This window comes from Sphaerisporangium viridialbum (assembly GCF_049674955.1).
In the GTDB taxonomy this organism is placed as follows: Bacteria; Actinomycetota; Actinomycetes; order Streptosporangiales; family Streptosporangiaceae; genus Sphaerisporangium; species Sphaerisporangium viridialbum.
This window is the reverse complement of record NZ_CP187232.1, coordinates 7227808-7250269: the sequence shown is the minus strand read 5'-3', so window position 1 is coordinate 7250269 and position 22462 is coordinate 7227808. Positions and strand designations below refer to the sequence as shown.

Here is a 22462-nt window from a genome sequence, read left to right as displayed (position 1 = left end):
GTCAGGGGCCGGGGGGCACGTCGTTGCCAGGGGCCGCCGCGTCGGGCCTTTCCGGCATGACGGGCGGCGCGGTTTCCACGGGGTCCATAGCGACGGGCGGGTTCAAGGCGGAGGGTGCGTCCAAACCGGAGGGCGTTCCAAACTCAGAGGCCGCTTCGAAGATGGGAGCCGCTTCGAAGGCCGCCCCCGGTTCCAGGATCGAGGAGGTGGCCGGAGGCTCCAGGCCGGAGGGCGCGGCCTGCGGCGGATCGAGGATCGAAGGCACCGTACGCGGTGGCTCCACGGCGGAGGACGCCTGACGCAGGGCCTCCTCGGCGGTGTCGTAGGTGTCGAACGCGTTGTGCAGCCCTGTGATGGTCAGCACCCGGAGGAGCGTGCCCTGCAGGCCGCTGATCATGAGGGCGTGGCCGGTGTTCTGGCTGCGCCGCAGGACGGCGATCAGCTCGCTCAGGCCGACGGAGTCGCAGAAGGTGACCTCGGAAAGGTCGAGAATGATCGCGGATATGCCGGGTATATCCCAAATGCCGCCTAGTTCGTCCCGCAGAAGCGGGGCGGAACGATAGTCCAGCTCTCCTTGAACCTGGACGACGACCGCGCTTTCTCGTATGCCGCGAGAGACGGTGAGTCCCTGTTGCGGATCGGCCCCAAACTGCATGATCAGCTCCTTCGGCCTGCGGGTGTCAGGGCAGGCATGACTCCCTTCCTACCAGTTCCGGCGTGCACCTAACGCCGACCGAGCCCCCAGATCAGGTCTCCGGCCCCCGGAACGTCATCTCCGCCCCATGGCGGCGCGGGGCTCCACCGCTGCTCCAGGCGCGGTCGCGTGGTGCTCCGCCGGTCCTCCGGCCGGGGTTGGAACCGAGTACGGAAGGGACCGAAGTCGCTCTTCGCCACCGATGGTGTGTGATGGACGAGAAGCCTGCGCCTCAGTCCTTGACGGCGCCGGCGAGCCCGGTGACGAAGTACCTCTGTAGCGCGAGGAACAGCAGGATCACCGGGACGACGATGATCAGTGATCCCGCCATGATCTCGTTGTACTGGGGTACGTTGCCCGTGGCCAGCGATTCGAGGGCCAGCGGCAGCGTGTACCGGGCCTCGTCGTTGAGCGACACCCGCGTCAGCACGTACTCGTTCCAGGTCGGGACGGCGCTGAGCACGGCGACGGTGATCAGTGTCGGGCGGCTCAGCGGGAGGTAGACCCGCCAGAAGATGCGCGCCTCGCTCGCCCCGTCGACGCGGGCGGCGTCGCGAAGCTCCCCGGGGATGGAGCGGAAGGCGTTCGTCAGCATCAGCACCGTGAGCGGCGCCATCCCGTTGACGAACGGCAGGACGAGCCCGAGATGGGTGCCGAGAACGCCGAGCCTGTCCTCCAGGATCACCACAGGAAGCAGCACGGTGATCCCGGGGACGAACAGCAGGGCCACGAAGAACCAGAAGAGGAATCGGCGGCCGGGGAAGTCGAGCACGGCGAAGGCGTACGAGGCGAGGCTGTAGATCGCGAGCACGCCGAGCACGGTCAGCCCGGTGACCTTCAGGCTGTTCACGAAGTAGTCGAGGAAGTGCAGCCTGCTCCAGGTCTGGAGGAGCGTGTCCAAGGTCGGGTGGTCCGGTAGGAGATGGCCCCCGGCAAGGATCTCGGCGCGGTCCTTGAACGCCCCGGAGGCCATCCAGAGGAAGGGATAGAGGCTGACGGCCGCGTAGAACGCCAGCGCGAGGTAGGCGACGGTCTTGACGGCACCCGACCACCGGGACGGGCCCGGGCGTCCGTACACGACGGGACGGCGAGGTACGGCGGAAGCCGTCATCGGTGGCTCCCCTCGATCGTGGTCACCGGTTGCTCCTCAGCATGCGGCCGTTGGCGAGCGTCAGCAGGAGGGCGGCGATGAAGATCATCCACCCGAGGGCGCTGGCCAGCCCCAATGTGGCCGACAGGCCCTTGAAGAAGGCCAGGTGGTACGCCTGCAGGCTCACCACGTCGGTGTGCCCGCCGGGACCGCCGTCGGTCATGACGCGGAAGATCTGGAACCCCTGCATGGAGTCGCGGAGCCCGAGCAGCAGGATCGCCGCGGTGATCGGCCGCAGGAGCGGCCACACGATGTGCCGTACGGTCCGGACGCTTCCCGCGCCGTCGATCCGCGCGGCCTCCAGGACGTTCGGGCTGATCGACTGCAGCCCGGCCAGGTAGAGGAGCATCGCCACCGGCACCGCCCCCCAGATCATGATCACGATGAGCGTGGGGAGGGCAGTCGAGGGATCGGCGAGGAACCCCTGCGGCCGGGCCAGGCTGCCGAGGCCGGCCGAGCGCAGCAGGAAGTTGATCGGGCCTTCCGGTTCCAGCATGTACCGCCAGGCGTAGTAGACCGCGATCCCCGAGGTCACGTACGGAAGGAAGAACACCGACCGCAGCAGGCCGCGCAGCCGGCGCACGGAGTTGAGCAGCACGGCGAGCGGCAGTGCGATGACCACGGTGCCCAGTGGCACGGTGACCATGACGACCAGCGTGTTCAGCGCCGCCAGCCGCAGGTCGGGGGCCAGGGTCGGGTCCTGGTAGAGCAGGTCGGCGTAGTTGCGCAGGCCGACCCACTCCCAGGTGGGGGTGAAGCCGTTCCACTTGGCGAAGCTCAGCGAGACGCCGTAGCCGATGGTGTAGAGGCCCATGAGCAGGAACAGCGCGACGGCGGGGGCCACGAACGCGTACCCGGCCAGCCACCGCCGCCACCGTGACCGCGACCGCCGCCTCCCCGCCGCCGGCCCACCGCCGTCCCCCGCTGCCGGCGGCGAGCCGATGGCCCTGGACGAGCGGGGCGGCCCGGGCGCCCCGGAAGGCCCGGGCGCCCCGGAAGGCCCGGGCGCCCCGGAAGGCCCGGGCAGGTCGGGGTCGTCGGCCGGTGGGGGAGGGTTCGGGGTGCCGGTCTCGCCGGGAGTGTGCACGGAGGGCATCCTGTCCCGCCTACGAGGCGGCCTTCCACATGGCGCCGATCACCGCGTCAAGCTGCGTGCCCGTGGCGGCGGGGTCGGCCTCCTTCAGCGGCGACAGCTTCACCATGGGCGGGCCGACCTTCGCCTCGTCGTAGCCCGGCGGGCGGAAGGAGCCGTCCGCCGCGTCGTACGTGCTCTCGGGCGGGCCCGTGAAGTACTTCTGCAGCGCGGCCAGGTCGGGGCCGAGGAGCTTCTCGGCGTCCGCGCCGAGGTCGGTGGCCGGCAGGTCGAGCGAGGAGGTGGCGAAGATGCCCGCGCCCTTCGGCGAGGTGAGGAAGTCCACCCACTTGGCGGCGGCGTCGTGGTTCCGGCTCGTCGAGGTGATGGACAGGCCGGTCAGCGCGAGCGGGGCAAGCCGCAGATCGCTGATCTTCCCCCCGCTCGGCGGCGGCACCGGGAAGCTGAGCACGTTCGAGGGCTTCATACCGTTCTGCGCGAGGAAGGCGAGGGTGAACGTACCGCCCACGTCGAAGGCCGACTTGCCCTGCGCGAACGCGACGTCCGCATCGTCGATGCCCAGCGCGGTCGCGCCCGGGATCCAGTACGGGGTCAGCCGCCCGTAGAGCGACAGGGTCTTGACCCCGTCGGGTGAGGCGAACCCCTGGGTCGTGCCCTTGCCGAACATGGCCTGGTAGCGGTCCTTGCCCAGATAGGCGTACGCGAGCTGGGAGTAGATCCAGTTGAAGCCGGTCTGGCTCACCTTGAGCCCGAGGGACAGGCCGCCCTGCCGGGGATCGGCCTTCGTGGTGGCCGCCAGGTAGTCGATGAACTGCTCCCAGGTCTTGGGAGGCGTGGCCGGGTCGAGTCCGGCCGCGGCCATCTTCTCCCGGTTGCCGTAGACGATGCCGAACGTGCCCGCGGTGAAGGGGACGCTGAACAGGCTCCCCACCTTGGCGGGCTTGAGCTCCACCACCTGCCGCTGCCGCTCGGCGGTCACCAGGCCGGCCTCCCGGGTGCTCGGCAGGAAGCGGTCGAGCGAGGCGGCGGGGAAGTCGCCGGCCAGGTCCGCGAGGAGCCCCGACCCGCCGATCCTGAAGTCCTCGCCACCCGCGTGCACTTCGAGGACGTCGGGGAGGTCCTTGGTCTGCGCCGCGCTCTGGATCTTGGCGGTGAAGGCGTCGTCCGGCGTGATCGCCTCGACCTTGACGGCGACGCCGGTCTGCCGCGTGAACTCGGCGGCGGCCTTCTCCAGCGCGGCCAGGTGCGTCCGCTTGAAGGTCCACATGCGCAGGGCCGTCCCGCCTGATCCGGAACCGGACCCCGCGTCGCCGCCGGAGCCGGAGCAGGCGGCGGTGCCGAGCGCGAGGAGCAGGGCGGTGACGGTCGCCGCGGCCTTCCGATATACGGGTCTCAGCCTGGTCCTTGCCATGGGAACCTCCGGTTCCGGCGCGCGCGGAAGCGTTCGCCGTGCCCCGTCCGGCGGCGGAACCGCAGGACATGACCTAGCAAATCGTTAAGACTGACCATGAAACTACGCCTGGGACAATCGATGTCAATGGGGCGTCCACATCCCGGGTCACGGAACGCGGTAGCGGCCGGTGAGCCGGCGGGGGCGCCCAGGAGGAGGGATCGCCCGGCCGCTAGGCGGACTGGCGGCGTACGAGGCGGGCGGGGACGATCGTCTCGCCGGGCGGGCCGGTCATCGTGCCGGAGAGGCGGTCGAGGAGCAGCCGGCCGCACTCCTGCCCGATCTTCCTCGCGGGGTTCGCCATGGTCGTGAGCCGCGGTGAGACCAGCGTCGCCGCCTCGATGTCGTCGAACCCCATGATGGCGAGGTCGCCGGGCACGTCGAGGCCGCTCTGGCGGGCCGCGTCCAGCGCGCCGATGGCCATGACGTCGTTGGCGCAGATCACGGCGCGCGGCGGGCGCGGCAGGCCGAGCAGCCGCAGGGTGCCGGCCATGCCCCCCGCGCGGCTGAACCGCGTGTGCACGATCAGGTCGGGGTCCGGGCTGACGCCCCGCCCGGCGAGCGCGCCGAGGTAGCCGGTCACCCGCTCGGCCGCCGGCCCCTGGGCGTCCGGCCCGCAGACGAACCCGATGCGGCCGTAGCCCTGGTCGAGCAGGTAGCGGGTGGCCTCCGCGGCCCCGCCCTCGTCGTCGCTGTGCACGAGGTCCACCCCGTCCTGGACGAGCCTGCCGCCGAGGCGTACGACCGGGATGCCGAGGTCGCTGGCGGGCAGCAGGTCTTCGGCGTGCGTGTGGAAGACCGCGAAGGCGATGCCGTCGACCTGCCGGGCGACCATCTGCTCCACGGCGGACCGCTCCAGGTCGCGGTCGCCGTCGGTGTTGGTGATGATCTCGTGGTAGCCCGCGGGCCCGAGGACGTCCTGGAGCCCGCGCGCGAGCATGGGGTAGAACGGGTTGGTGATGTCGGGGATGATCAGCCCGATCGCCTGGCTCCTGCTGGTGCGCAGGCCCCGGGCCAGCACGTTCGGGCGGTAGCCGAGCACCTCGATGGCGTCGAGCACGCGCTTCCTGGTCTCGGCCGAGACCGGCCGCCGGCCGTTGAGCGTGTGCGAGACGGTCGTCGCGCTCACGCCCGCGAGCTCCGCGACCCTGCCGATGCTGGGCCGATGGCCGCGAGAGGGCACCTGAGACCTCCTTCACGACCGGATCGTACCTCGCACACGCGCGATCGCTCCCCGCGTGGCATCGGCAGACGCGTCTTCACCGTCGCCTCGGTGATGAACAGTTTCGACCTCACGATTGGTCGCGCCACGGGCGATGAGCCCGGCTACGGAAGGCCGGGGAGGATCATCGTCACTCCGGGGGTGCCCATGGTCCCCATGGCGGCCAGGGCGTCCGGGGTCTCGCCGAGGCCGATCGTGCGGGTGACGAGCCGCTCCGGCCGCAGCGCCCCATCGGCGATCATCGCCAGCATGGGCGGGTACGCGTGCGCGGCCATGCCGTGGCTGCCGAGGATCTCCAGCTCCAGCCCGATGACCCGGTCCATGGGGACGGCCGGGTGCCCGGCCGCCCGGGGGAGCAGGCCGACCTGTACGTGCCGTCCGCGCCGCCGCAGGCTCTCGATGGCGGCGCCGCAGGTGGCGGCGCTGCCGAGCGCGTCGACCGTGAGGTGGGCGCCCCCGCCGGTGACTTCCCTGACGCGCTCCGCCGGGTCCGCCGTCCCGGCCGGCCTGATGCCCGTGTCGTGGGGAGCGGTCGTGCCCGGTGCGGCCGTACTCGGAGAGCTCTCCGTGAGCACGGTCTCCGCGGCTCCGAAGCCCGCCGCCAGTTCGAGCGCGGCGGGGGAGACGTCGACGGCGACCACCCGGGCGCCGCACGCGGCGGCGATCATCACGGCCGACAGCCCGACGCCGCCGCACCCGTACACCGCCACCCACTCGCCGGCCGCCACCCGCCCCTGGGAGACGACCGCGCGGAACGCGGTGGAGAAACGGCACCCGAGGCCGGCGGCGGTCGGGAAGGGCATGGAGCCGGGCAGCCGCACGAGGTTGACATCGGCGTGCTCGATGGCGACGTACTCGGCGAACGAACCCCAGTGCGTGAATCCGGGCTGGGTCTGGCTCTCGCATACCTGCGCGTCGCCGGCCGCGCATGCCGGGCACCGCCCGCAGGCGCAGATGAACGGGGTGGTGACGCGGTCGCCGGGACGCCACCTGGTCACATCGCCGCCGACCGCCTCGACGACACCGGCCAGCTCATGCCCCGGCACATGCGGAAATTTCCGGATATCGGGGTCGTGACCCATCCAGCCGTGCCAGTCGCTCCGGCACAGCCCGGAAGCCTCCACCCGGATCACGGCACCCGCGCGCGGCGGCTCGGGGTCGGCCACGTCGCGGACCTCCGGCTGCCTGCCGAACCCGTCGTACAGCACCGCGCGCACCGGCTTCTCCGTCCACCCGACTCCGCCACAGAACAGGATGATTGTCTCCTATCGGACACCCAGCAGCGGACCGGGCCGAACGCTCAGGCCGCCTCGCCCGCGAGCGTCTCCGGGCGCGGGCGGCGGATGGGGGTGAGCAGCCCGGCCATCGCGATCAGCAGGCACGCGACGCCGATGACCAGGCACGTGGCCGTGACGCCGTAGTGCGCCGCGCCGGCGGTCAGCACGGCCGCGCCGACCGGGCCGAGGGCCGAGTGCAGGGTCCAGAACGCCGAGGTGACCCGGCCGAGCAGGTGGTCGGGGGTCACCTCCTGCCGCAGGGACATGGAACAGATGCCGGCCACGCCCGTACAGAACAGCAGGATCGTCGCCAGCGCCGCGACCACCGGCACACCCGTGGCGAGCCCGTCGCCCGCGACGGCCACGCCGGCGACCGCGTACGCGCCGATCCAGCAGAGCCCGAAGCCCAGAATCCTGCGCGCCGGGGCGACCACCACGGCGGCGCCGAGGCTGCCCACGGTGGCGAACGCCAGCACGTACCCCACGCTGCCGTCCGGCTGCGCGAGGTCGTGCTTGAGGTAGTAGACGAGGAGGTCCGGCAGCCCGAAGGTGAGGAACGTCAGCATCGACAGCAGCACGGTGAGGGACCGCAGCACCGGGTGCCCCCACAGGAAGCGGGCGCCGGCCGCGAACTCCCGCAAGGCCGCCCGCCGCCCGGAGACCCCCTCGGCCTCCCGCCGCGTCCCCTCGGCCTCCAGAGCGCCGTCCGCACTGGTGGACGGAGAAGCGGCGGCGGGGCGCAGGCGGAGCAGGGAGATGCCGAGCGCCGACAGGGCGAAGCTTCCCGCGTCGATGGCTATCGCCGCCGCCGGTCCCCACAGGCCCGACAGCACGCCCGCGAGCATCGGCCCCCCGACGCTCGCCACGGCGTACGTGCCGTACAGGTGGCCGTTGGCCTTGGTGATCTGGCCGGGCGCCACCAGGCGCGGCACGACCGCGACGTACGCGACCTGGAACAGCATCGAGAAGGCGCCCGCGAGCGGCACGACGACGTACAGCAGCCACGTCTGCGGGGAGAACAACCAGGCGAGCGGTATCACCGCGTAGAGCAGGCACCGCGCGACGTCGCACACCATCAGCAGCGCGCGGCGGTCGACCCGGTCGGTGACGACCCCGGCGAAGACCCCCGTGACGGTGGAGGCTGCGCCGGCGAGCGCGGTGACCACGCCCATCTGGACGACCGAGCCCGTCACGTGCAGGACGAGCAGCGGGAGCGCGACGTAGGAGATCGAGTCGCCGACGCTGGAGAGGGTCTGCGCCGTCATGAAGACGACGAAGTCGCGGTTCCGCCACAGGGATGGAGCGCTCTGCCCGGTCATCTGCCCCCTCGGTGTCGGCTGTGCCGACCTTCTCGCGGGGCCGGGCGGCGGCGCAAGGCCGTTCGCGTTCAGGTGTGATCACGCTCCGCGCAAGCAGATGATCAAGCCTGGCTTACCCGCCGCCCCGCCGGGGGAGGTGACGGACTGGTGATCCGTACGGAACCGGTCAGAAGGGAACCATGATGGCGATCAGCTCGGCCGGCGAGCGGGATGTCATGCTGCCGGGCATCGTCCTCGGCGTGGGGCTGGGCGGGTTCGTCGACGGCATCCTGCTGCACCAGGTGCTCCAGTGGCACCACATGCTCAGCAGCACCGACAGCGACCACATCGGCGTGCGGTACTACTCACCCCACACGGTCAGCGGGCTGGAGATGAACACCATGTGGGACGGCTTCTTCCACGTGTTCACCTGGCTGGCGGTGCTCATCGGCCTCGGCCTGCTGTACTCGCGCGTCACCCACTCGCGCGGCAGGATCTGGACGTCGCGCGTGCTGTGGGGGTGGGTCCTGGTCGGGTGGGGGCTGTTCAACCTCGTCGAGGGCACCGTGGACCACCACATCCTGGCCATCCACCATGTACGCACCGACGCCTACCAGACGTGGTGGGACATCGGGTTCCTCGTCCTGGGCGCCCTGCTGGTCGCGGGCGGCTGGCTGCTGCAGCGAGGCGGAACGGTCCTCGACCTGTGCCGCGCCGATTCCGCACAGGAGTCCTGACCGTGCACGCGCACGAGGCGCACGGCCAGGGAGCCGCGTTCGCCGTCCTCGCCGTCCTGCTCGCCGGCTGCTACGCGGCGCTCGCGGCCCGGCGGCGCGGGGAGGCCAGGGGCTGGAGCCGCTGGCGGACGGCGAGCTTCGTCGCGGGCGCCACGCTCCTGCTGCTGGGGTCGCTGCCCCCGGTCGCCTCGCTCGCCGGGCACGACTTCCGGGGGCACATGCTCCAGCATCTCCTCATCGGGATGCTGGCGCCGCTCGGCCTGGTGCTCGGCGCCCCGGTGACGCTGGCGCTGCGATCGGCCTCCCCCCGCCACCGGCGCGCCATCGCGGCGGTGCTGAGAAGCCGGGCCCTCCACCTCGCCGCGGGCCCGTGGACCGCGCTGGGGCTCAACGTGGGCGGCCTCGCGGTCCTGTACCTGACCCCGCTGTACCGGATGACGGCCGGGCATCCGGTGCTCCATCACCTGGTCCACGCGCACTTCCTGCTCGCGGGCTGCCTGTTCGCCTGGGTCGTCGCGGGGCCCGACCCCGCGCCGCGCCGCCCCTCGGTGCCGCGCCGGCTGGTGGTGCTGGGCGTGGCGGTCGCGGTGCACGCCACGCTGTCCCAGCTCATGTACGCCGGGCTCCTCGTCGATGTGCCGGTGCCCGCCGCCCAGCTGCGGGGCGGTGCCGAGATCATGTACTACGGAGGGGACGTCGCCGAGCTGCTGCTGGCCTTCGCGATGGTCAGCACCTGGCGCCCGGCCAGGCGAGGGCGCCTGACGTCTCCGCCCGCCTACGCCTCCTGAGCCCCGCCGCTCGATCAGGCCTCGTCGTCGTCCGGGGGCGGGTCAGGCACGCGCCAGCCGGCGACGAGGTGCGGCATGATCATGTGGGTCGTCCAGGCGGCCATCAGGAACATGAAGAGCGCCGCCGTGGGGATGCGCAGGACGTGGTCGCCGTCGTCCGTCAGGAGGAACGACACCATGAGGGCGATGCCGAGCATCCACGAGGTGCCCCGGTGGGCCAGGGCGTAGACGCGGCGCCGCTCGGTGAGCTGCCGCTCGTCCAGCCTGCCGTCGGCCATGCCCACCACGCCCCCGGAGGCCACGGCGAGCACCGCGAAGACCCACAGGTAGATCATCAGGCCCGCGCCCATCAGCGCGAAGGTGGTCCACATCGCCGTGTCGCTCGGCGCCAGGAACCAGCAGACGATCGAGCTGGTCCAGAGCGTCGCGAGCGCCACCCCGCCGAGGACCACCGTGCCGCGGCGGCCCCGGCGGGTGCCGTACCAGAAGAACCGCATGCCGCGCCGGGCGTCCTCGATGCGCTTCTGGTCGAGCTCGGCCATCACTTCATCACCTCACTGCCAAGCCGGGGGAACGGCTTGAGGGAGAACACGACTTCCATCGGCACCGAGAAGTACTCGGCGATGCGCATGGCGAGGAACAGGCTCGGGCTGTACTCGCCCCGCTCCAGGTATCCGATGGTCTGGTAGTGGACACCCAGCGCGGCGGCCAGATCCTTGCGCGAGACCCCGCGCTCCACCCTGAGCATCGAGATGCGGTTGTACACCTCTTCACCGGACATCGCATCAGTCTCTCAGCTCGGGGCGCGAGGCCGCCCGCGTCCCGCCGTCCCCACACACGGCTCAGGAGCCCTGCGCGACCGGGCGCCGTTCCGCCAGCCGGGAGCCGGACTCGCGGCGCGTGGCCCGCCTGACCAGCACGGGAGCGACCAGCATGCCGGCCACGGCCCAGAGCGCCAGCACGCCCGCCACCTGCGGGAGCCGCCAGCTCCCGCCGATCTCGACGGCCAGCATGGAGTCGGGCAGCATGGCCGCGCGCAGGCCGAGCCCCTGCCAGTAGAGCGGGAACGCCTGGGCGATGCCCTGGACGATGCCGGGCATGAAGGTCATCGGGAGCATGACGCCCGAGGTGAGCATCAGGCCCATCATGGGCAGGCCCAGGATGCCCGCGGCGGTCTTCGGCCCGGGGAGCACGCTGCCGATCGCGGCGCCCAGCGGCACCACCGCGACGGTGCCCAGCAGGAGGACCCAAGCGAGGGTCACCCAGTCGCGCGGTGGCGCGACTCCGCCCACGAGCAGGCCGGTGGCGAGGATCAGCACGGTCTGCACGACGATCTGGCAGACCAGCGTGACCGCGCGGCCCACCAGGTAGGCGGGAATGCCGCCGGGGATGGTGCGGAGCCGCAGCAGCGTGCCGTCCTCCCTGTCGGTGGTGAGCGCCATCGGGAGCGTCATGAGCGCCGAGCTGAAGACGCCGAAGGCCAGGAACCCGGCCGTCATGAACGTGGCGGCGGTCATGGTCGTGCCCTTGACCGGCGTGTCACCGATCCACAGGAGCAGCAGGGCGAACATCCCGACGGTGCCGGCCAGGTTCGTGAGCACCTCCTTGCGGTCCTTGAACAGGTGGGTGTGCTCGGCCCAGCCGCGGCGCACCCCGATGCGCAGGCTTCTCGTGTTCATGCCGCCCTCCCGATCAGGTTCAGATAGCTCTCCTCCAGGGACGGGCGCCGGATCGCCAGCCCCGGCACCGGCCCGTCGAACCGCCGGTGCAACTCCCACGCCGCGTTCGAGGGGTCGGAGGTGGTCAGGACCCGCTCCCGGCCGTCCTCCAGCCAGCGCACCTGCGACTGCGCCTGTACGGTCTCCGCCAGCTCGCCAGGCGTGCCGCAGACGGCGACCCTGCCCTCGACCAGGATCGCGGTGCGGTGGGCGAGCTTCTCGGCCTCCGCCAGGTCGTGGGTGGTGAGCAGCACGGTCATGCCCTCGTCGGCCGCCAGCTTCTCGATGAGCCGGTGGAATTCCAGGCGCGCCTCCGGGTCGAAGCCGGTCGTCGGCTCGTCCAGGAACAGCAGCTCGGGACGGCCCACGATGCCGAGCGCGACGTCCAACCGGCGCCGCTGTCCACCCGACAGGAGCCCCACGCGCTGCCCGGCCTGACCGGTGAGGCCGACCGCGCCCAGCAGCTCGTCGGGATCACGCGGGTCGTCGTGGAACTCCGCCACGTGGGCGAGGAACTGGCGGGTGCCCCACTTGGGGTGGTCCCGCCAGGACTGGAGGACGACGCCGATCTTGGACCGCCAGGCCTCCGTGCCCCTGCCGGGATCGGCTCCCAGCACCCGGACCTCTCCCGCCGACCGGCTCCTGAAGCCCTCCAGGATCTCGATCGTCGTCGTCTTACCCGCCCCGTTCGGGCCGAGCAGCGTGAAGATCTCGCCCCGTGCGATGTCGAGATCGACCCCGCGCAACACCTCGGTCGCGCCGTACGTCATGCGCAGCCCACGCACCATCACCGCAGTACTCATGCCGTTGAATGTAGTACAAGTACTACATATCGTCTAGCCAGTACGATCGCCCGGCAGCGGGTTCGGCGCTGTGATGGCCGGCACCACACCCGTTCTTGACACAAGCGCGAGCAGGGAGCCGCGGGTGCAGATCATGACCGACGACGAGCACCCCGAGCTGGACTTCGACCCGCTCGACGACACCAAGGGTGCCCTAGCTCCCACCCGGCGTCCCGGCCAAGGCGGCTTACGTGCGCGTGGCCGGGGCGTCCGGCCGGCCCTCGTCGCCCGAGGCGGTGCGGCGCAGCAGGGGCGTGACCCGGTGGGGCACCAGGGTGCGCATCGCCAGGGCGGTGGTGGTGCGTTCCACGCCCGGGGTGGCGAGGATGCGGCCGGCGACCCGGTAGAGGTCGTCGGCGTCCCTGGCGGCGACCCTCACCAGCAGGTCGGCGTCCCCGCCGCTGATGCCGAGGACCTCGATGACCTCGGGGATGCCGGCGAGCCCCTCCGACACCGCCGCGAGCCCGTGCTGGTCGACCCGCACGGTGATGTACGCGGTCAGGCGGTATCCGAGGATCTCGGGATCGAGGCTCCGCTCGAAGGCCGCGAGCACCCCGCGCTCCTCCAGCTTGGCGAGCCTGGCCTGCACCGTGTTGCGCGACAGGCCCACCTGCTCCGCGAGCGCGAGCACGGTGGCCCGCGGGCTCTCGATGAGTGCGAGGAGCAGCCGTGCGTCGACCCGGTCGAGCGTTCCCGAGCTGCGCATACTGCCTCACCTTCCTGGGGTCACCCCTACAAAACCGTGCATGAAGCTTACTTAACCGAGATGCTCTTGCGCATACCCGCTGTTGCTGGTCAGCATGGCTCAGCAAAGTGCTCAACGGAGCGACGGCTGACGTCTGCTGGAGAGGCAAGTATGCGATGAACCACCTGGACCTCGTGGCCTCCTCCGCTCCGGCCGCCGCGACCGACGACCTCGACGTTCTGCGCGAGATCGAGCAGCGGGTGCTCTGGCTGTCGACCGCGATGATCGACCACGCCAACCGCGTGCGCCCGAACCCGACCGGGCTCAAGGTCGGCGGGCACCAGGCGTCGAGCGCGTCGATCGTCTCGATCATGACATCGCTGTGGTTCGAGTGTCTCACCGCCGACGACCGCGTGTCGGTGAAGCCCCACGCGTCGCCGGTGCTGCACGCCGTCAACCACCTGCTGGGCGAGCTCGACGCGTCGTACCTCACCACGCTGCGCCAGTTCGGCGGCCTGCAGAGCTACCCGAGCCGCACCAAGGACCCCGACCCGGCCGACTACTCCACCGGCTCGGTGGGCATCGGGGCCACCGCGCCGATCTGGGGCGCGCTGGCCCGCCGCTACGTCGAGACGCACTTCGGCGGGGCGGGCACCGGACGGCAGTACTCGCTGCTCGGCGACGCCGAGCTCGACGAGGGCGCCTGCTGGGAGGCGATCCTCGACCCCCAGGTGGCGGAGCTGGGCGAGGTCGTGTGGATCGTCGACTTCAACCGCCAGTCCCTCGACCGGGTGGTGCCCAACATGGGCGGCACCCGCCTGCAGGGCATGTTCGCCGCGGCCGGCTGGCAGGTCCTCACGGTGAAGTACGGCCGGCTTCTTGAGGAGCTGTTCGCGCGGCCGGGCGGCGAGGCGTTGCGCGCGCGGATCGACGGCATGTCGAACCCCGAGTACCAGCGGCTGCTCCGCTGCGACGCCACCGAGCTGCGGGCCCGCCTCACCGGCACGTACGCGTCCCTTCCCGGCGCGGACCCCGGGATCATCGCCGGGCTGCTCGCCGGCGTCGACGACGCGACGCTGCACGCCGCCGTCCGCAACCTCGGCGGGCACGACCTGTCGGCCCTCCGCCAGGCGTTCGCGTCCATCGACGACACCCGCCCGACCGTGATCTTCGCGTACACGGTGAAGGGATACGGGCTGGCCACAGAGGGACACCCCCAGAACCACTCCTCCCTGCTGACCGTGGACCAGCTGCACGCGCTCGCCGCGCGGGTCGGCGCCGACCCCGCGCGGCCGTGGACGCCGTTCCCCGAGGGCAGCCGCGCCGCGCTGCGCTGCGCGGAGACCGCCTGGCGGCTGCGCAGGACGCCGCCCCCGCCGCAGGACGTGCCCGAGGTTCCCGAGGACTTCGGGCGCACGCCGCACGGCACCGCGACCACGCAGGCGGCGCTCGGGCGCACGCTGTTCGACCTCGACCGCCAGGCTCCCGCCGCCGGCGCCCGGGTGGTCACCGTCAGCCCGGACGTCAGCTCCAGCACCAACCTCGGCGGCTGGCTCAACAAGGTCGGGGTCTGGGCCACCGACGAGCGCAGGAACTGGTTCGACGACGACGCCGAGACCATCCTGCACTGGCGCGAGCGCCCCACCGGCCGGCACATCGAGCTGGGGATCGCCGAGACCAACCTCGTGGGGCTGCTGGGCGAGCTCGGGGCCACCTGGTCCCGCTGGGGGCAGCCGCTCCTGCCGATCGGCGTGGTGTACGACCCGTTCGTGGAGCGCGCGCTCGAACCCTGGTCCTTCGGCATCTACGCCGGCGGTCAGTCCATCCTGGTGGGCACGCCGTCCGGGGTCAGCCTCGGCCCCGAGGGCGGCGCGCACCAGTCCATCAAGACGCCCTCGATCGGCATCGAGCAGCCCGGCTGCACCGCCTATGAGCCGGCGTTCGCGCTCGACCTGGAGTGGTGCCTGCTGGCGTCCCTCGCGCGGCTCGGCAGGCCGGGCGGGCGGTCGGCCTACCTGCGCCTGTCCACCCGGCCCGTGGACCAGGCCCTCGCGAACGTCCCCGCCGACCCCGCCGCCCGGGAGCTGCGGCGGCGCCAGGTCGTCGCCGGGGCCTACCCGCTCAGGCGCCACGAGCGGCCCTCGGTCACCATCGCGGCGATGGGGGCGGTCGTGACCGAGGCGCTCGCCGCCGCGGCCCGCCTCGGCGAGCTGGGCGTCGGCGCGGACGTCGTCTGCCTGACGAGCCCCGGCCTGGTCTTCGAGGGCATGCGGAGCCGAGGCGGCCACGGTGACGCGCCCACGTGGATCCTGGACAGCGTCTTCCCCGCGCGGCGCGCGACCCCGATCGTCACCGTCGCCGACGGCCACCCCCACACGCTGGCCTTCCTCGCGGGCGTCCACCAGGTGCCGGGCACGCACCTCGGGGTCTCGGAGTTCGGCCAGTCGGGAGGCCTCGACGACGTGTACCGCCACCACGGGCTCGACACCGACAGCATCGTCGCCGCGTGCCTGGACCTCGTCGACTGAGGCCCGGACTGAGGACGGGTGCGCCGACGGGCCGTGTGAGCGATAGCGTGCGGGTATGACGGGCATATCCCGGCGGGCGCGCCAGTGGCGGGTCCGGCGCGAGTTCACCGCCGCCAAGTTGGCGGCGGCCGTCGCGTTCGGCGTCGTCGCGGCGGTCGTCTCCGGTGACACGCGGGGCATGCTTCTCTGCTCGGCCGCCGCCGTGCTGTTCGGCGGGTTCGCCGCCCGCGACCTCATCGCCCCCGTACGGCTCGCCGCCGACACCGACGGGGTGATGGTGGTGACCGGGCTCGCTCGCCGCGAGCGCGTGTTCTGGTCGGAGGTGGCGCACATCCGGGTGGCGCGGAACGCCCGGTACGGCCTGCGGTGGGAGCTGCTGGAGATCGAGACCGCGGAGACGCTGCACCTGTTCTCCTCCCACGAGCTGGGAACGTCGTGCATCGACGTGGCCGACGAGCTCTTCCGGCTCAGGGCGGGCTGAGCCCGCCAATCCGGGAGAGCGCTCTATTGAGGTATTGACTCAGGGCTCTCACAGGGTCAAGATCTGCGAAGTGCGGCTGCGGGGGGCCGCGCGACCCTCCCTCGTGCCTCGAGAACGGACGCTCATGACCACACCCCCTGTCCGACCAGGGCCTCGCCGCGCCGCGCTGGCGGTGATGGCCGGCCTGGCGATCCTGGCCACGGGCACCACCGGCATCCCGAGCGCGGGCGCCGACACCGCGAAGGGCGGCGGGCAGCCGGTGATCGGGAAGCCCGCCACGGACCACGGCTGCGCCCGCATCGAGAAGACCCTGCCCACGCTCAACGACTGGCCGAAGGTCAAGAGCGAGATCAAGCAGAACCCCGCCGACGAGAAGCGGGTGGCGAAGATCCTCTCCGGCATGACGCTGGCCGAGAAGATCGGGCAGATGACCCAGCCGGAGATCTCCGCCGTCACCCCGGCCGAGGTCGCCCAGTACGGCATCGGCTCGGTGCTCAACGGCGGCGGCTCCTGGCCCGGCGGCGACAAGCACGCCACGCCGAAGGCCTGGCTCGACCTCGCCGACGCCTACTGGCAGGCGTCCGTGGGCACGCGCACGAAGATCCCGGTCATCTGGGGCATCGACGCGGTCCACGGCAACAACAACGTCTACGGCGCGACGCTCTTCCCGCACAACATCGGCCTCGGCGCCGCCCACGACCCCTGCCTCGTCCGTGACATCGGGGCCGCGACCGCCACCCAGATCCACGCCACCGGCCAGGACTGGGCCTTCGCGCCCACGCTCGCCGTCGTGCGCGACGACCGGTGGGGCCGCACGTACGAGGGCTTCTCCGAGGACCCCCGCATCACCCGGGCCTACGGGTACGAGGCCGTCAGGGGCCTGCAGGGCGGGAACTCGCGGGGCATCGGCGACAAGGGCGTCATCGCGACCGCCAAGCACTTCATCGGTGACGGCGGCACCCTCAAGGGCACCGACCAGGGGGTCAACCCCTCCTCCGAGGCCGAGATGATCAACATCCACGGCCAGGGCTACTACGGCGCGCTCGCGGCCGGCGCCCAGACCGTGATGGCGTCGTTCAACAGCTGGACGAACGCCGACCTCGGCATCAACGAGGGCAAGATGCACGGCAGCAAGCGCGCGCTCACCGACATCCTCAAGCAGAAGATGGGCTTCGACGGCGTCGTGGTCTCCGACTGGAACGGCATCGGGCAGGTCGCCGGATGCACGAACTCCAGCTGCGCGCGGGCGATCAACGCGGGCATCGACGTCGTGATGGTGCCGAACGACTGGAAGGCGTTCATCGCCAACACCATCGCGCAGGTGCAGGCAGGCGAGATCCCGATGGCGCGCGTCGACGACGCGGTGACGCGCATCCTGCGGGTGAAGCTGCGCGCCGGGGTGTTCGACGCGCGCAAGCCGTCCGCCCGTCAAAAGGCCGGATCGGCCGGCGCGCTCCAGGCCAGGGAGCTCGCCCGCAAGGCCGTGCGCGAGTCGCAGGTGCTCCTCAAGAACAACGGCAGGGTGCTGCCGCTGGCCCCGCGCTCCAAGGTGCTCGTGGTCGGCAAGAGCGCGGACAGCATGCAGAACCAGACCGGCGGGTGGACCCTCACCTGGCAGGGCACCGGCAACACCAACGCCGACTTCCCCAACGGCACGACGATTCTCGGCGGGCTGCGCGAGGCGCTCGGCGCCTCCAACGTCACCTTCAGCGAGACCGCCGACGGCGTCGACCCCGCCGCGTACGACGCGGTCATCGCCGTCATCGGCGAGACGCCGTACGCCGAGGGGGTCGGCGACCTCGGACGCCGCACGCTGGAGGCGGCCAAGCTCTACCCCGCCGACCTCGCGGTACTGGACAAGGTGCGCGGCAAGGGCGCGCCCGTGGTCACCGTGTACGTCACCGGCCGCCCGCTCTACGTCAACAAGGAGCTCAACCGCTCGGACGCGTTCGTCGTGGCGTGGCTGCCAGGCACGGAGGGCGGCGGCGTCGCCGACCAGCTCGTGCGGACCTCCCGCTGGAGCGAGGGGTACACCGGCAAGCTGTCGTACTCCTGGCCGAAGAGCGCGTGCCAGACTCCGCTCAACCCCGGCGGCGAGGGCTACGACCCGCTGTTCCCGCTCGGCTACGGCCTGCGCTACGGCCAGACCGGATCGGTCGGCACGCTGGACGAGACCTCGCAGGACACGGCCTGCGGCTCGACGGGCGGCGGCGGCACCGCCACCGAGGATCTGGAGCTCTTCAACCGCACGGACGTCGCGCCGTACAAGAGCTTCATCGGCTCCCCCGAGAACTGGGGCGGCACCGAGATCGGCGTCGACGGCACCGCCGCGCACGCCGAGATCAGCGTCGTGCCCTCGGACGTCAACGTGCAGGCGGACGGCCTCAAGGCGACCTGGAACGGCGGGCCCGCGCAGATCTACATGCAGGACCCGGCGGGCGGCAGCGACCTGCGCGGCTACCTCAACGCCGACGCCGCGCTGGTCTTCGACACGATCGTCCACCAGCCCCCGGCGGCCAGGACGGTGATCAGCGCGCACTGCGTGTACCCGTGCTTCGCGGAGGTGGTGGCGACCTCGCTGTTCCAGAACCTACCGGCCGGGAGCAAGGCCACCGTCAAGATCCCGGTGTCCTGCTTCGCCTCGAACCTGGACTTCGAGAACGTCAACACGCCGTTCCTCGTCTACACCGAAGGCGCCTTCTCCGCCTCCTTCGCCAACGTCCGCTGGGCTCCGAACGCCGCCAAGGATCCCGACGCCCTTAAGTGCTCCGACCTCACCTAGCCCCTATGACCGCCCCGGCGAGGAGACGGCCTCCTCGCCGGGGCGGCGCCCGTTCACGGCTCGCCGTCCGCCCGTAGGTCGGGCAGGACCTTGCGGGCGTGGGCGATCAGGGCGCGGGCCGCGGGGCCGGCCGGGCCCTCAGCCCGCCACGCGAGGGCGACGCGCCCGCGCAGGCTGGGACGGACGAGGGTCAGGGTGCGCAGCTCCCCGTCGTAGGAGGCGGGGAGGGACTCGGGGACGATGGCGACGCCGAGGCCCCGCCCGGCGAGCTGGGCGAGCATGCGCGGGTCGCTGGCCTCGAAGGCGACGCGCGGCCGGAAGCCCGCCGAGGCGCAGGCGTCGTCGACGATGGATCGCAGGCCCGTGCCCCGGGGCAGGCTGATGAGCGACCGCTCCCGCAGGGCGTCGAGGGGCACGGCCTCCCGCCCGGCCAGCGCGTCGCCGGGAGCCACCACCACGACGAACCGCTCGTCCACGAAGGCCTGGATCTCGATGCCCGGGGGCCGGTCGACCCCGAGACCCACCAGTGCCAGGTCGAGATCCCCGGAGTGCAGGGCCTCGATCAGGTGGTCGGAGTCGGCCTCGGAGAGGGTGATCTCGACCCCGGGATGGTCCTCGTGGAACTCCGCCAGCAGAGCCGGCACGTCCACGGACGAGCACGAGATCACCATGCCCATGGCGACGTGCCCGCGCATCAGCCCGGTGAGCTCGTCGACGGCCAGCCGTGCGCCGGCCACCGCCCCGAGCGCGGCCCGGGCGTACGGGAGCACGGCCGCGCCCGCCGCCGTGAGGCGCACCGTGCGCCCCGAGCGGTCGAGCAGCTCCTCGCCGAGCTCACGCTCCAACCGGCGGATCTGGGCGCTCACGCCGGGCTGGGCGACGTGCACCCTGGCCGCCGCCTTGGTGAAGCTCGCCTCCTCCACCACCGCCACGAAGTACTCAAGCTGCCGCAGCTCCATAACGCCTGATTATAGCGATCAGTGAATCCAGCTCTTGGACTTCTGACCGGTGCCGGCGCGACGATGGACACGACGCCGGGCCGGGAGATCACGGCCCGGATCTCATATAAGGAGAATCGACGATGACCGATGGACGTGCAGGGGCGAGGGAGCCCGAGGACCTGGCGCGGCTCTTCGTGGAGCGGGCGAACGCCGGCGACGCCGAAGGGCTGGCGGCGCTGTACGAGCCCGACGCCGTACTGGGGTTCCCGCCAGGGCAGGTGACGGCCGGCCGCGAGGCGATCCGCGAGGTGTGCGAGCGGCTGATCGCGCAGGCCCCCGAGTTCAAGCTGGAGGAGGCGCTGCCCACGCTGCGCAACGGCGACCTGGCGCTCACCTCGACACGACCGTCCGACGGCACGGGCGGCAGGGTGCAGGTCGTGCGCCGCCAGCCCGACGGCACGTGGCTGAGGGTCATCGACCGGCCCGAGATCCGCGACTGAACTCTCCCTCATCGGGGCACTGGCACCCCCGCTGCTAGTCAGCGGCCGGTACGGCGGCCACGGCCTCGATCTCGATGAGGATGCCGGGTCTGAACAGGCCCGCGACCTGCACGAGCGAGCTGGTCGGCGGCCGTTCGAGGTTGAGGAACTCGTCGCGTACGGCCCGGACGGTGGCCAGGGCGGAGGTGTCCACCACGAAGATCGTGAGCTTGAACACGTCGTCCCAGGTGGCGCCGCCGGCTTCCAGCGCGGCGCCGACGTTCTCCATGACCAGGCGCGTCTGGGCCTCCCAGTCGCCCTCGGCCGCGACGGCGCCGTCCGCGGCGATCGGGACCTGGCCGGAGGTCCATACGAGCCGGCTGCCCGGAGGGACGCTGGCGACGTGGCTGTACCCGTTGGTCGGGGGCAATGTCGGTGGAGTGCTGAACTCGACGTCTTTCATGCCCAGCATGGTCCCACCGCCGGCCGGGTCGCCGGCGGTGGGGGCGGCGGCGTGACCCGGTGCCCCGGTTACCCGGTCACGCCTACCGGGGGAAGTCATGCCAGGTCAGGCGGTGAAGGTCGGCACCTTGGTCCAGGTGCTTCCGGACTTGATCTCGTACCCGGACTTGCCGTAGCGAGGGTCGCCGGCGCTGCACAGAGCGGTGGTGGTGGCCCCCTTCGAGGAGATCGACGCCCCGTACCTGTAATAGGTCCCGTACGGGAAGCCGTTGCAATGGACGTATGCGCGGATGGTGGAGCCGCAACCGTTCTCGAGCAGTTTGACTCTCACCCCGAGCAGCATTCCAGTGAGGTCGGACTGGCTGACGGCGGTCGTCGAGGTGGAGAAAGTGCACCCCGGATCCCGCAGAGCCGACGAAGGAGCCGCGTGTGCCGCGGTCGCGAACGAGAACGTGCCGGCCACCGTCGTGGCGAAGAGCACGGCCATTGACCTGTTGCGGACCTTGGTTGCGAGGGAATTCGTGCCGAACATGTGTTGATAACGCCTTTCGTCTTTCCTGCGGCCGTTATTCGTGATTTCCGGCTGAATCAGGGCCGGTGGCTTCAGGAATGACGATAAGATCCGGGAATCGCGGTCACAATGCCTTTCGGTCCTGCCCGAAAGGGCCTGTTCGACGCCGTTCCCGGGGGCGAGAGGCGTGTTTCTCAGGTGGTGAGCGAATCGCTGCGCAGCAGGGTCGACCCCAGCGGTGTCAGCGTGTGCAGGACGGCGCCGCCCATCCGGACGGTCGAGACGAGCCCGGCGTTGCGCAGCACGGCGGCGTGCTGGCTGGCCGAGGCGAGGGAGACGCCGACCCGTTCGGCCACGGACGTGGTGGTGGCCGGGTCGCGAAGCGCGGCGAGGACGGCGGCCCGCGTACGGCCGAGCAGGGGCCCGAGGGTGTCGGCCGCCGAGACCGGCTGCTCGCCTCGGTAGATCGGATACGCGAGGACGGTCGGCCCGTCCGGCTGTTCCATCAGCAGGGGCCCGAGAATGAAGTACGACGGCACCAGCACCAGCCCGCGCCCGCCCAGATCGACGTCCCACGCGCCGGGGAACGGGATGCGCAGCACCGGCGGCTGCCAGTGCCACTGGGGGTCGAGGGTGGCGAGGAGCGCGTCGACCCCGCCTCTGAGTAGGGTCTCGGCGCGCAGCGCGCGGTCGGCGAGGCCGTCGGCCTGGATCCGCGGCCACCGCGACGCCACCGACGAGTCGAAGTACCTGCGCAGGTCCCTCGCGAGGGTCTGCCGCGCGCGGGGGGCGTCTGAGGCGAGCTCGAAGGACCAGCGGCCGGCTTCTCGGTGGGCGGCGAGCGTACTCAGGTCGGCGGAGATCTGCGCGATGGGCGCCCGCGTGGCGAGTTCGATGCCCTCGGCGAGGTCGCCTGTGGACGGCTGGAGCAGGAAGTCGGGCAGGTAGTCATGCGGGGGGATCAGGTCGAGGAGCACGCCCGCCCGCGCCCGCAGACCGCGGCTCACCTCGCGCTCCCAGCCGTTCAGGCCGAACCTGTGCCGGGGCCCGACGGTCGCCGGCAGCCGCAACCGGTGCACGCTCACGACGATCTCCCACAGCGGGACGGGGCCCGGGGCCAGCGTGATCTGACGCAGGTCGGCAGGGGTGAAGTGGAGGCGCATCACAGAGATCAATTCTCGCTGGTTCCCTCCCTTTTCGGGCGCCGCAAACCGGCTCGGAACGAAGTGGCCTCCCCAGGTCTCGGCGGTCCCCCAGGTCTCGCCGGGACTCCCGAGGCCCGCCGCCGAGCACGGTGGTGACGCCTGACCCAGAACGTCGCCGC

Annotated in this window: 22 protein-coding genes; 6 read left to right on the top strand and 16 right to left on the bottom strand. The window is 71.7% G+C overall.

From position 1 onward, the window contains the following. Nucleotide 1: 1 nt before the first annotated feature. The 7 genes from ACOZ38_RS32760 to ACOZ38_RS32730 all read right to left on the bottom strand — a co-directional run bounded on the left by ACOZ38_RS32760 (nucleotide 2) and on the right by ACOZ38_RS32730 (nucleotide 8205). The gene (locus ACOZ38_RS32760) at nucleotides 2–655 is read right to left on the bottom strand and encodes an anti-sigma factor antagonist (protein ID WP_424534930.1); all 654 of its coding nucleotides are present in this window, start codon (nucleotides 653–655) and stop codon (nucleotides 2–4) included. A gap of 271 nt (nucleotides 656–926) precedes the next feature. Beyond that, nucleotides 927–1805 (bottom strand): carbohydrate ABC transporter permease, encoded by an 879-nt coding sequence (locus ACOZ38_RS32755; RefSeq protein ID WP_424534929.1) that lies wholly within the window; start codon nucleotides 1803–1805, stop codon nucleotides 927–929. A 22-nt stretch (nucleotides 1806–1827) separates the two neighbouring features. Beyond that, nucleotides 1828–2931: a carbohydrate ABC transporter permease gene (locus ACOZ38_RS32750; RefSeq protein WP_424534928.1), complete on the bottom strand. Its 1104-nt coding sequence runs from the start codon at nucleotides 2929–2931 to the stop codon at nucleotides 1828–1830. Nucleotides 2932–2950: 19 nt separating this feature from the next. Continuing rightward, the gene (locus ACOZ38_RS32745; RefSeq protein WP_424534927.1) at nucleotides 2951–4348 is read right to left on the bottom strand and encodes an extracellular solute-binding protein; all 1398 of its coding nucleotides are present in this window, start codon (nucleotides 4346–4348) and stop codon (nucleotides 2951–2953) included. 211 nt (nucleotides 4349–4559) lie between these two features. Beyond that, entirely contained in the window at nucleotides 4560–5570 is a 1011-nt protein-coding gene (locus ACOZ38_RS32740; protein ID WP_424534926.1) for a LacI family DNA-binding transcriptional regulator, read from the bottom strand. A gap of 143 nt (nucleotides 5571–5713) precedes the next feature. Beyond that, a complete protein-coding gene (locus ACOZ38_RS32735; protein ID WP_424534925.1) occupies nucleotides 5714–6826 on the bottom strand; it encodes a zinc-dependent alcohol dehydrogenase family protein in 1113 nt (370 codons plus the stop codon). Between the two features lie 83 nt (nucleotides 6827–6909). Next, nucleotides 6910–8205, bottom strand: coding sequence for an MFS transporter (locus ACOZ38_RS32730; protein ID WP_424534924.1), 1296 nt, complete (start codon nucleotides 8203–8205; stop codon nucleotides 6910–6912). 179 nt (nucleotides 8206–8384) lie between these two features. On the opposite strand from ACOZ38_RS32730, the gene ACOZ38_RS32725 reads away from it, so the two are divergent. Then, nucleotides 8385–8921, top strand: coding sequence for a DUF2243 domain-containing protein (locus tag ACOZ38_RS32725; protein WP_424534923.1), 537 nt, complete (start codon nucleotides 8385–8387; stop codon nucleotides 8919–8921). 2 nt (nucleotides 8922–8923) lie between these two features. Continuing rightward, nucleotides 8924–9709 (top strand): cytochrome c oxidase assembly protein, encoded by a 786-nt coding sequence (locus ACOZ38_RS32720; RefSeq protein ID WP_424534922.1) that lies wholly within the window; start codon nucleotides 8924–8926, stop codon nucleotides 9707–9709. Between the two features lie 14 nt (nucleotides 9710–9723). Here the strand turns inward: ACOZ38_RS32720 and ACOZ38_RS32715 are convergent, their stop codons facing one another. The 5 genes from ACOZ38_RS32715 to ACOZ38_RS32695 all read right to left on the bottom strand — a co-directional run bounded on the left by ACOZ38_RS32715 (nucleotide 9724) and on the right by ACOZ38_RS32695 (nucleotide 12975). Continuing rightward, nucleotides 9724–10251: a hypothetical protein gene (locus ACOZ38_RS32715; protein WP_424534921.1), complete on the bottom strand. Its 528-nt coding sequence runs from the start codon at nucleotides 10249–10251 to the stop codon at nucleotides 9724–9726. Then, entirely contained in the window at nucleotides 10251–10490 is a 240-nt protein-coding gene (locus ACOZ38_RS32710; protein ID WP_405139578.1) for a helix-turn-helix transcriptional regulator, read from the bottom strand. The genes ACOZ38_RS32715 and ACOZ38_RS32710 overlap by 1 nt, the downstream gene beginning before the upstream one ends. Nucleotides 10491–10551: 61 nt before the next feature. Then, nucleotides 10552–11388 (bottom strand): ABC transporter permease, encoded by an 837-nt coding sequence (locus tag ACOZ38_RS32705; RefSeq protein WP_424534920.1) that lies wholly within the window; start codon nucleotides 11386–11388, stop codon nucleotides 10552–10554. Continuing rightward, the gene (locus ACOZ38_RS32700) at nucleotides 11385–12230 is read right to left on the bottom strand and encodes an ABC transporter ATP-binding protein (RefSeq protein WP_424534919.1); all 846 of its coding nucleotides are present in this window, start codon (nucleotides 12228–12230) and stop codon (nucleotides 11385–11387) included. Before ACOZ38_RS32700 ends, ACOZ38_RS32705 begins: the two co-directional genes overlap by 4 nt. 226 nt (nucleotides 12231–12456) lie before the next feature. Beyond that, nucleotides 12457–12975 carry an Lrp/AsnC family transcriptional regulator gene (locus tag ACOZ38_RS32695; protein WP_424534918.1) on the bottom strand — a complete coding sequence of 173 codons (519 nt, stop codon included), beginning with the start codon at nucleotides 12973–12975 and terminating at the stop codon, nucleotides 12457–12459. Nucleotides 12976–13130: 155 nt separating this feature from the next. On the opposite strand from ACOZ38_RS32695, the gene ACOZ38_RS32690 reads away from it, so the two are divergent. From ACOZ38_RS32690 to ACOZ38_RS32680, 3 genes are all read left to right on the top strand, one after another. After that, complete coding sequence (locus ACOZ38_RS32690) at nucleotides 13131–15482, top strand: transketolase-like TK C-terminal-containing protein (protein ID WP_424534917.1); 2352 nt, start codon at nucleotides 13131–13133, stop codon at nucleotides 15480–15482. A gap of 55 nt (nucleotides 15483–15537) precedes the next feature. After that, complete coding sequence (locus ACOZ38_RS32685) at nucleotides 15538–15963, top strand: PH domain-containing protein (RefSeq protein WP_424534916.1); 426 nt, start codon at nucleotides 15538–15540, stop codon at nucleotides 15961–15963. A gap of 124 nt (nucleotides 15964–16087) precedes the next feature. Further along, the gene (locus ACOZ38_RS32680) at nucleotides 16088–18745 is read left to right on the top strand and encodes a glycoside hydrolase family 3 N-terminal domain-containing protein (RefSeq protein WP_424534915.1); all 2658 of its coding nucleotides are present in this window, start codon (nucleotides 16088–16090) and stop codon (nucleotides 18743–18745) included. Between the two features lie 53 nt (nucleotides 18746–18798). Here the strand turns inward: ACOZ38_RS32680 and ACOZ38_RS32675 are convergent, their stop codons facing one another. Beyond that, nucleotides 18799–19704, bottom strand: a complete 906-nt coding sequence (locus ACOZ38_RS32675; RefSeq protein ID WP_424534914.1) for a LysR family transcriptional regulator — start codon at nucleotides 19702–19704, stop codon at nucleotides 18799–18801. A 122-nt stretch (nucleotides 19705–19826) separates the two neighbouring features. Here ACOZ38_RS32675 and ACOZ38_RS32670 point away from each other — a divergent pair, with 122 nt between their 5' ends. Continuing rightward, a complete protein-coding gene (locus ACOZ38_RS32670; RefSeq protein WP_424534913.1) occupies nucleotides 19827–20186 on the top strand; it encodes a YybH family protein in 360 nt (119 codons plus the stop codon). A gap of 34 nt (nucleotides 20187–20220) precedes the next feature. Here ACOZ38_RS32670 and ACOZ38_RS32665 read toward each other — a convergent pair whose 3' ends face one another. From ACOZ38_RS32665 to ACOZ38_RS32655, 3 genes are all read right to left on the bottom strand, one after another. After that, a complete protein-coding gene (locus ACOZ38_RS32665) occupies nucleotides 20221–20628 on the bottom strand; it encodes a RidA family protein (RefSeq protein WP_424534912.1) in 408 nt (135 codons plus the stop codon). Between the two features lie 105 nt (nucleotides 20629–20733). Then, entirely contained in the window at nucleotides 20734–21159 is a 426-nt protein-coding gene (locus tag ACOZ38_RS32660) for a hypothetical protein (protein WP_424534911.1), read from the bottom strand. A gap of 173 nt (nucleotides 21160–21332) precedes the next feature. Further along, entirely contained in the window at nucleotides 21333–22301 is a 969-nt protein-coding gene (locus ACOZ38_RS32655) for an ArsR/SmtB family transcription factor (RefSeq protein ID WP_424537127.1), read from the bottom strand. Nucleotides 22302–22462 lie beyond the last annotated feature (161 nt).

Coding starts and splice junctions, on each gene's coding strand:
- ACOZ38_RS32760 (WP_424534930.1), bottom strand. CDS start 655: ATGCAGTTTGGGGCCGATCCGCAACAGGGACTCACCGTCTCTCGCGGC.
- ACOZ38_RS32755 (WP_424534929.1), bottom strand. CDS start 1,805: ATGACGGCTTCCGCCGTACCTCGCCGTCCCGTCGTGTACGGACGCCCG.
- ACOZ38_RS32745 (WP_424534927.1), bottom strand. CDS start 4,348: ATGGCAAGGACCAGGCTGAGACCCGTATATCGGAAGGCCGCGGCGACC.
- ACOZ38_RS32730 (WP_424534924.1), bottom strand. CDS start 8,205: ATGACCGGGCAGAGCGCTCCATCCCTGTGGCGGAACCGCGACTTCGTC.
- ACOZ38_RS32725 (WP_424534923.1), top strand. CDS start 8,385: ATGATGGCGATCAGCTCGGCCGGCGAGCGGGATGTCATGCTGCCGGGC.
- ACOZ38_RS32715 (WP_424534921.1), bottom strand. CDS start 10,251: ATGGCCGAGCTCGACCAGAAGCGCATCGAGGACGCCCGGCGCGGCATG.
- ACOZ38_RS32710 (WP_405139578.1), bottom strand. CDS start 10,490: ATGTCCGGTGAAGAGGTGTACAACCGCATCTCGATGCTCAGGGTGGAG.
- ACOZ38_RS32705 (WP_424534920.1), bottom strand. CDS start 11,388: ATGAACACGAGAAGCCTGCGCATCGGGGTGCGCCGCGGCTGGGCCGAG.
- ACOZ38_RS32700 (WP_424534919.1), bottom strand. CDS start 12,230: ATGAGTACTGCGGTGATGGTGCGTGGGCTGCGCATGACGTACGGCGCG.
- ACOZ38_RS32695 (WP_424534918.1), bottom strand. CDS start 12,975: ATGCGCAGCTCGGGAACGCTCGACCGGGTCGACGCACGGCTGCTCCTC.
- ACOZ38_RS32690 (WP_424534917.1), top strand. CDS start 13,131: ATGAACCACCTGGACCTCGTGGCCTCCTCCGCTCCGGCCGCCGCGACC.
- ACOZ38_RS32685 (WP_424534916.1), top strand. CDS start 15,538: ATGACGGGCATATCCCGGCGGGCGCGCCAGTGGCGGGTCCGGCGCGAG.
- ACOZ38_RS32680 (WP_424534915.1), top strand. CDS start 16,088: ATGACCACACCCCCTGTCCGACCAGGGCCTCGCCGCGCCGCGCTGGCG.
- ACOZ38_RS32675 (WP_424534914.1), bottom strand. CDS start 19,704: ATGGAGCTGCGGCAGCTTGAGTACTTCGTGGCGGTGGTGGAGGAGGCG.
- ACOZ38_RS32670 (WP_424534913.1), top strand. CDS start 19,827: ATGACCGATGGACGTGCAGGGGCGAGGGAGCCCGAGGACCTGGCGCGG.
- ACOZ38_RS32665 (WP_424534912.1), bottom strand. CDS start 20,628: ATGAAAGACGTCGAGTTCAGCACTCCACCGACATTGCCCCCGACCAAC.
- ACOZ38_RS32660 (WP_424534911.1), bottom strand. CDS start 21,159: ATGTTCGGCACGAATTCCCTCGCAACCAAGGTCCGCAACAGGTCAATG.
- ACOZ38_RS32655 (WP_424537127.1), bottom strand. CDS start 22,301: ATGCGCCTCCACTTCACCCCTGCCGACCTGCGTCAGATCACGCTGGCC.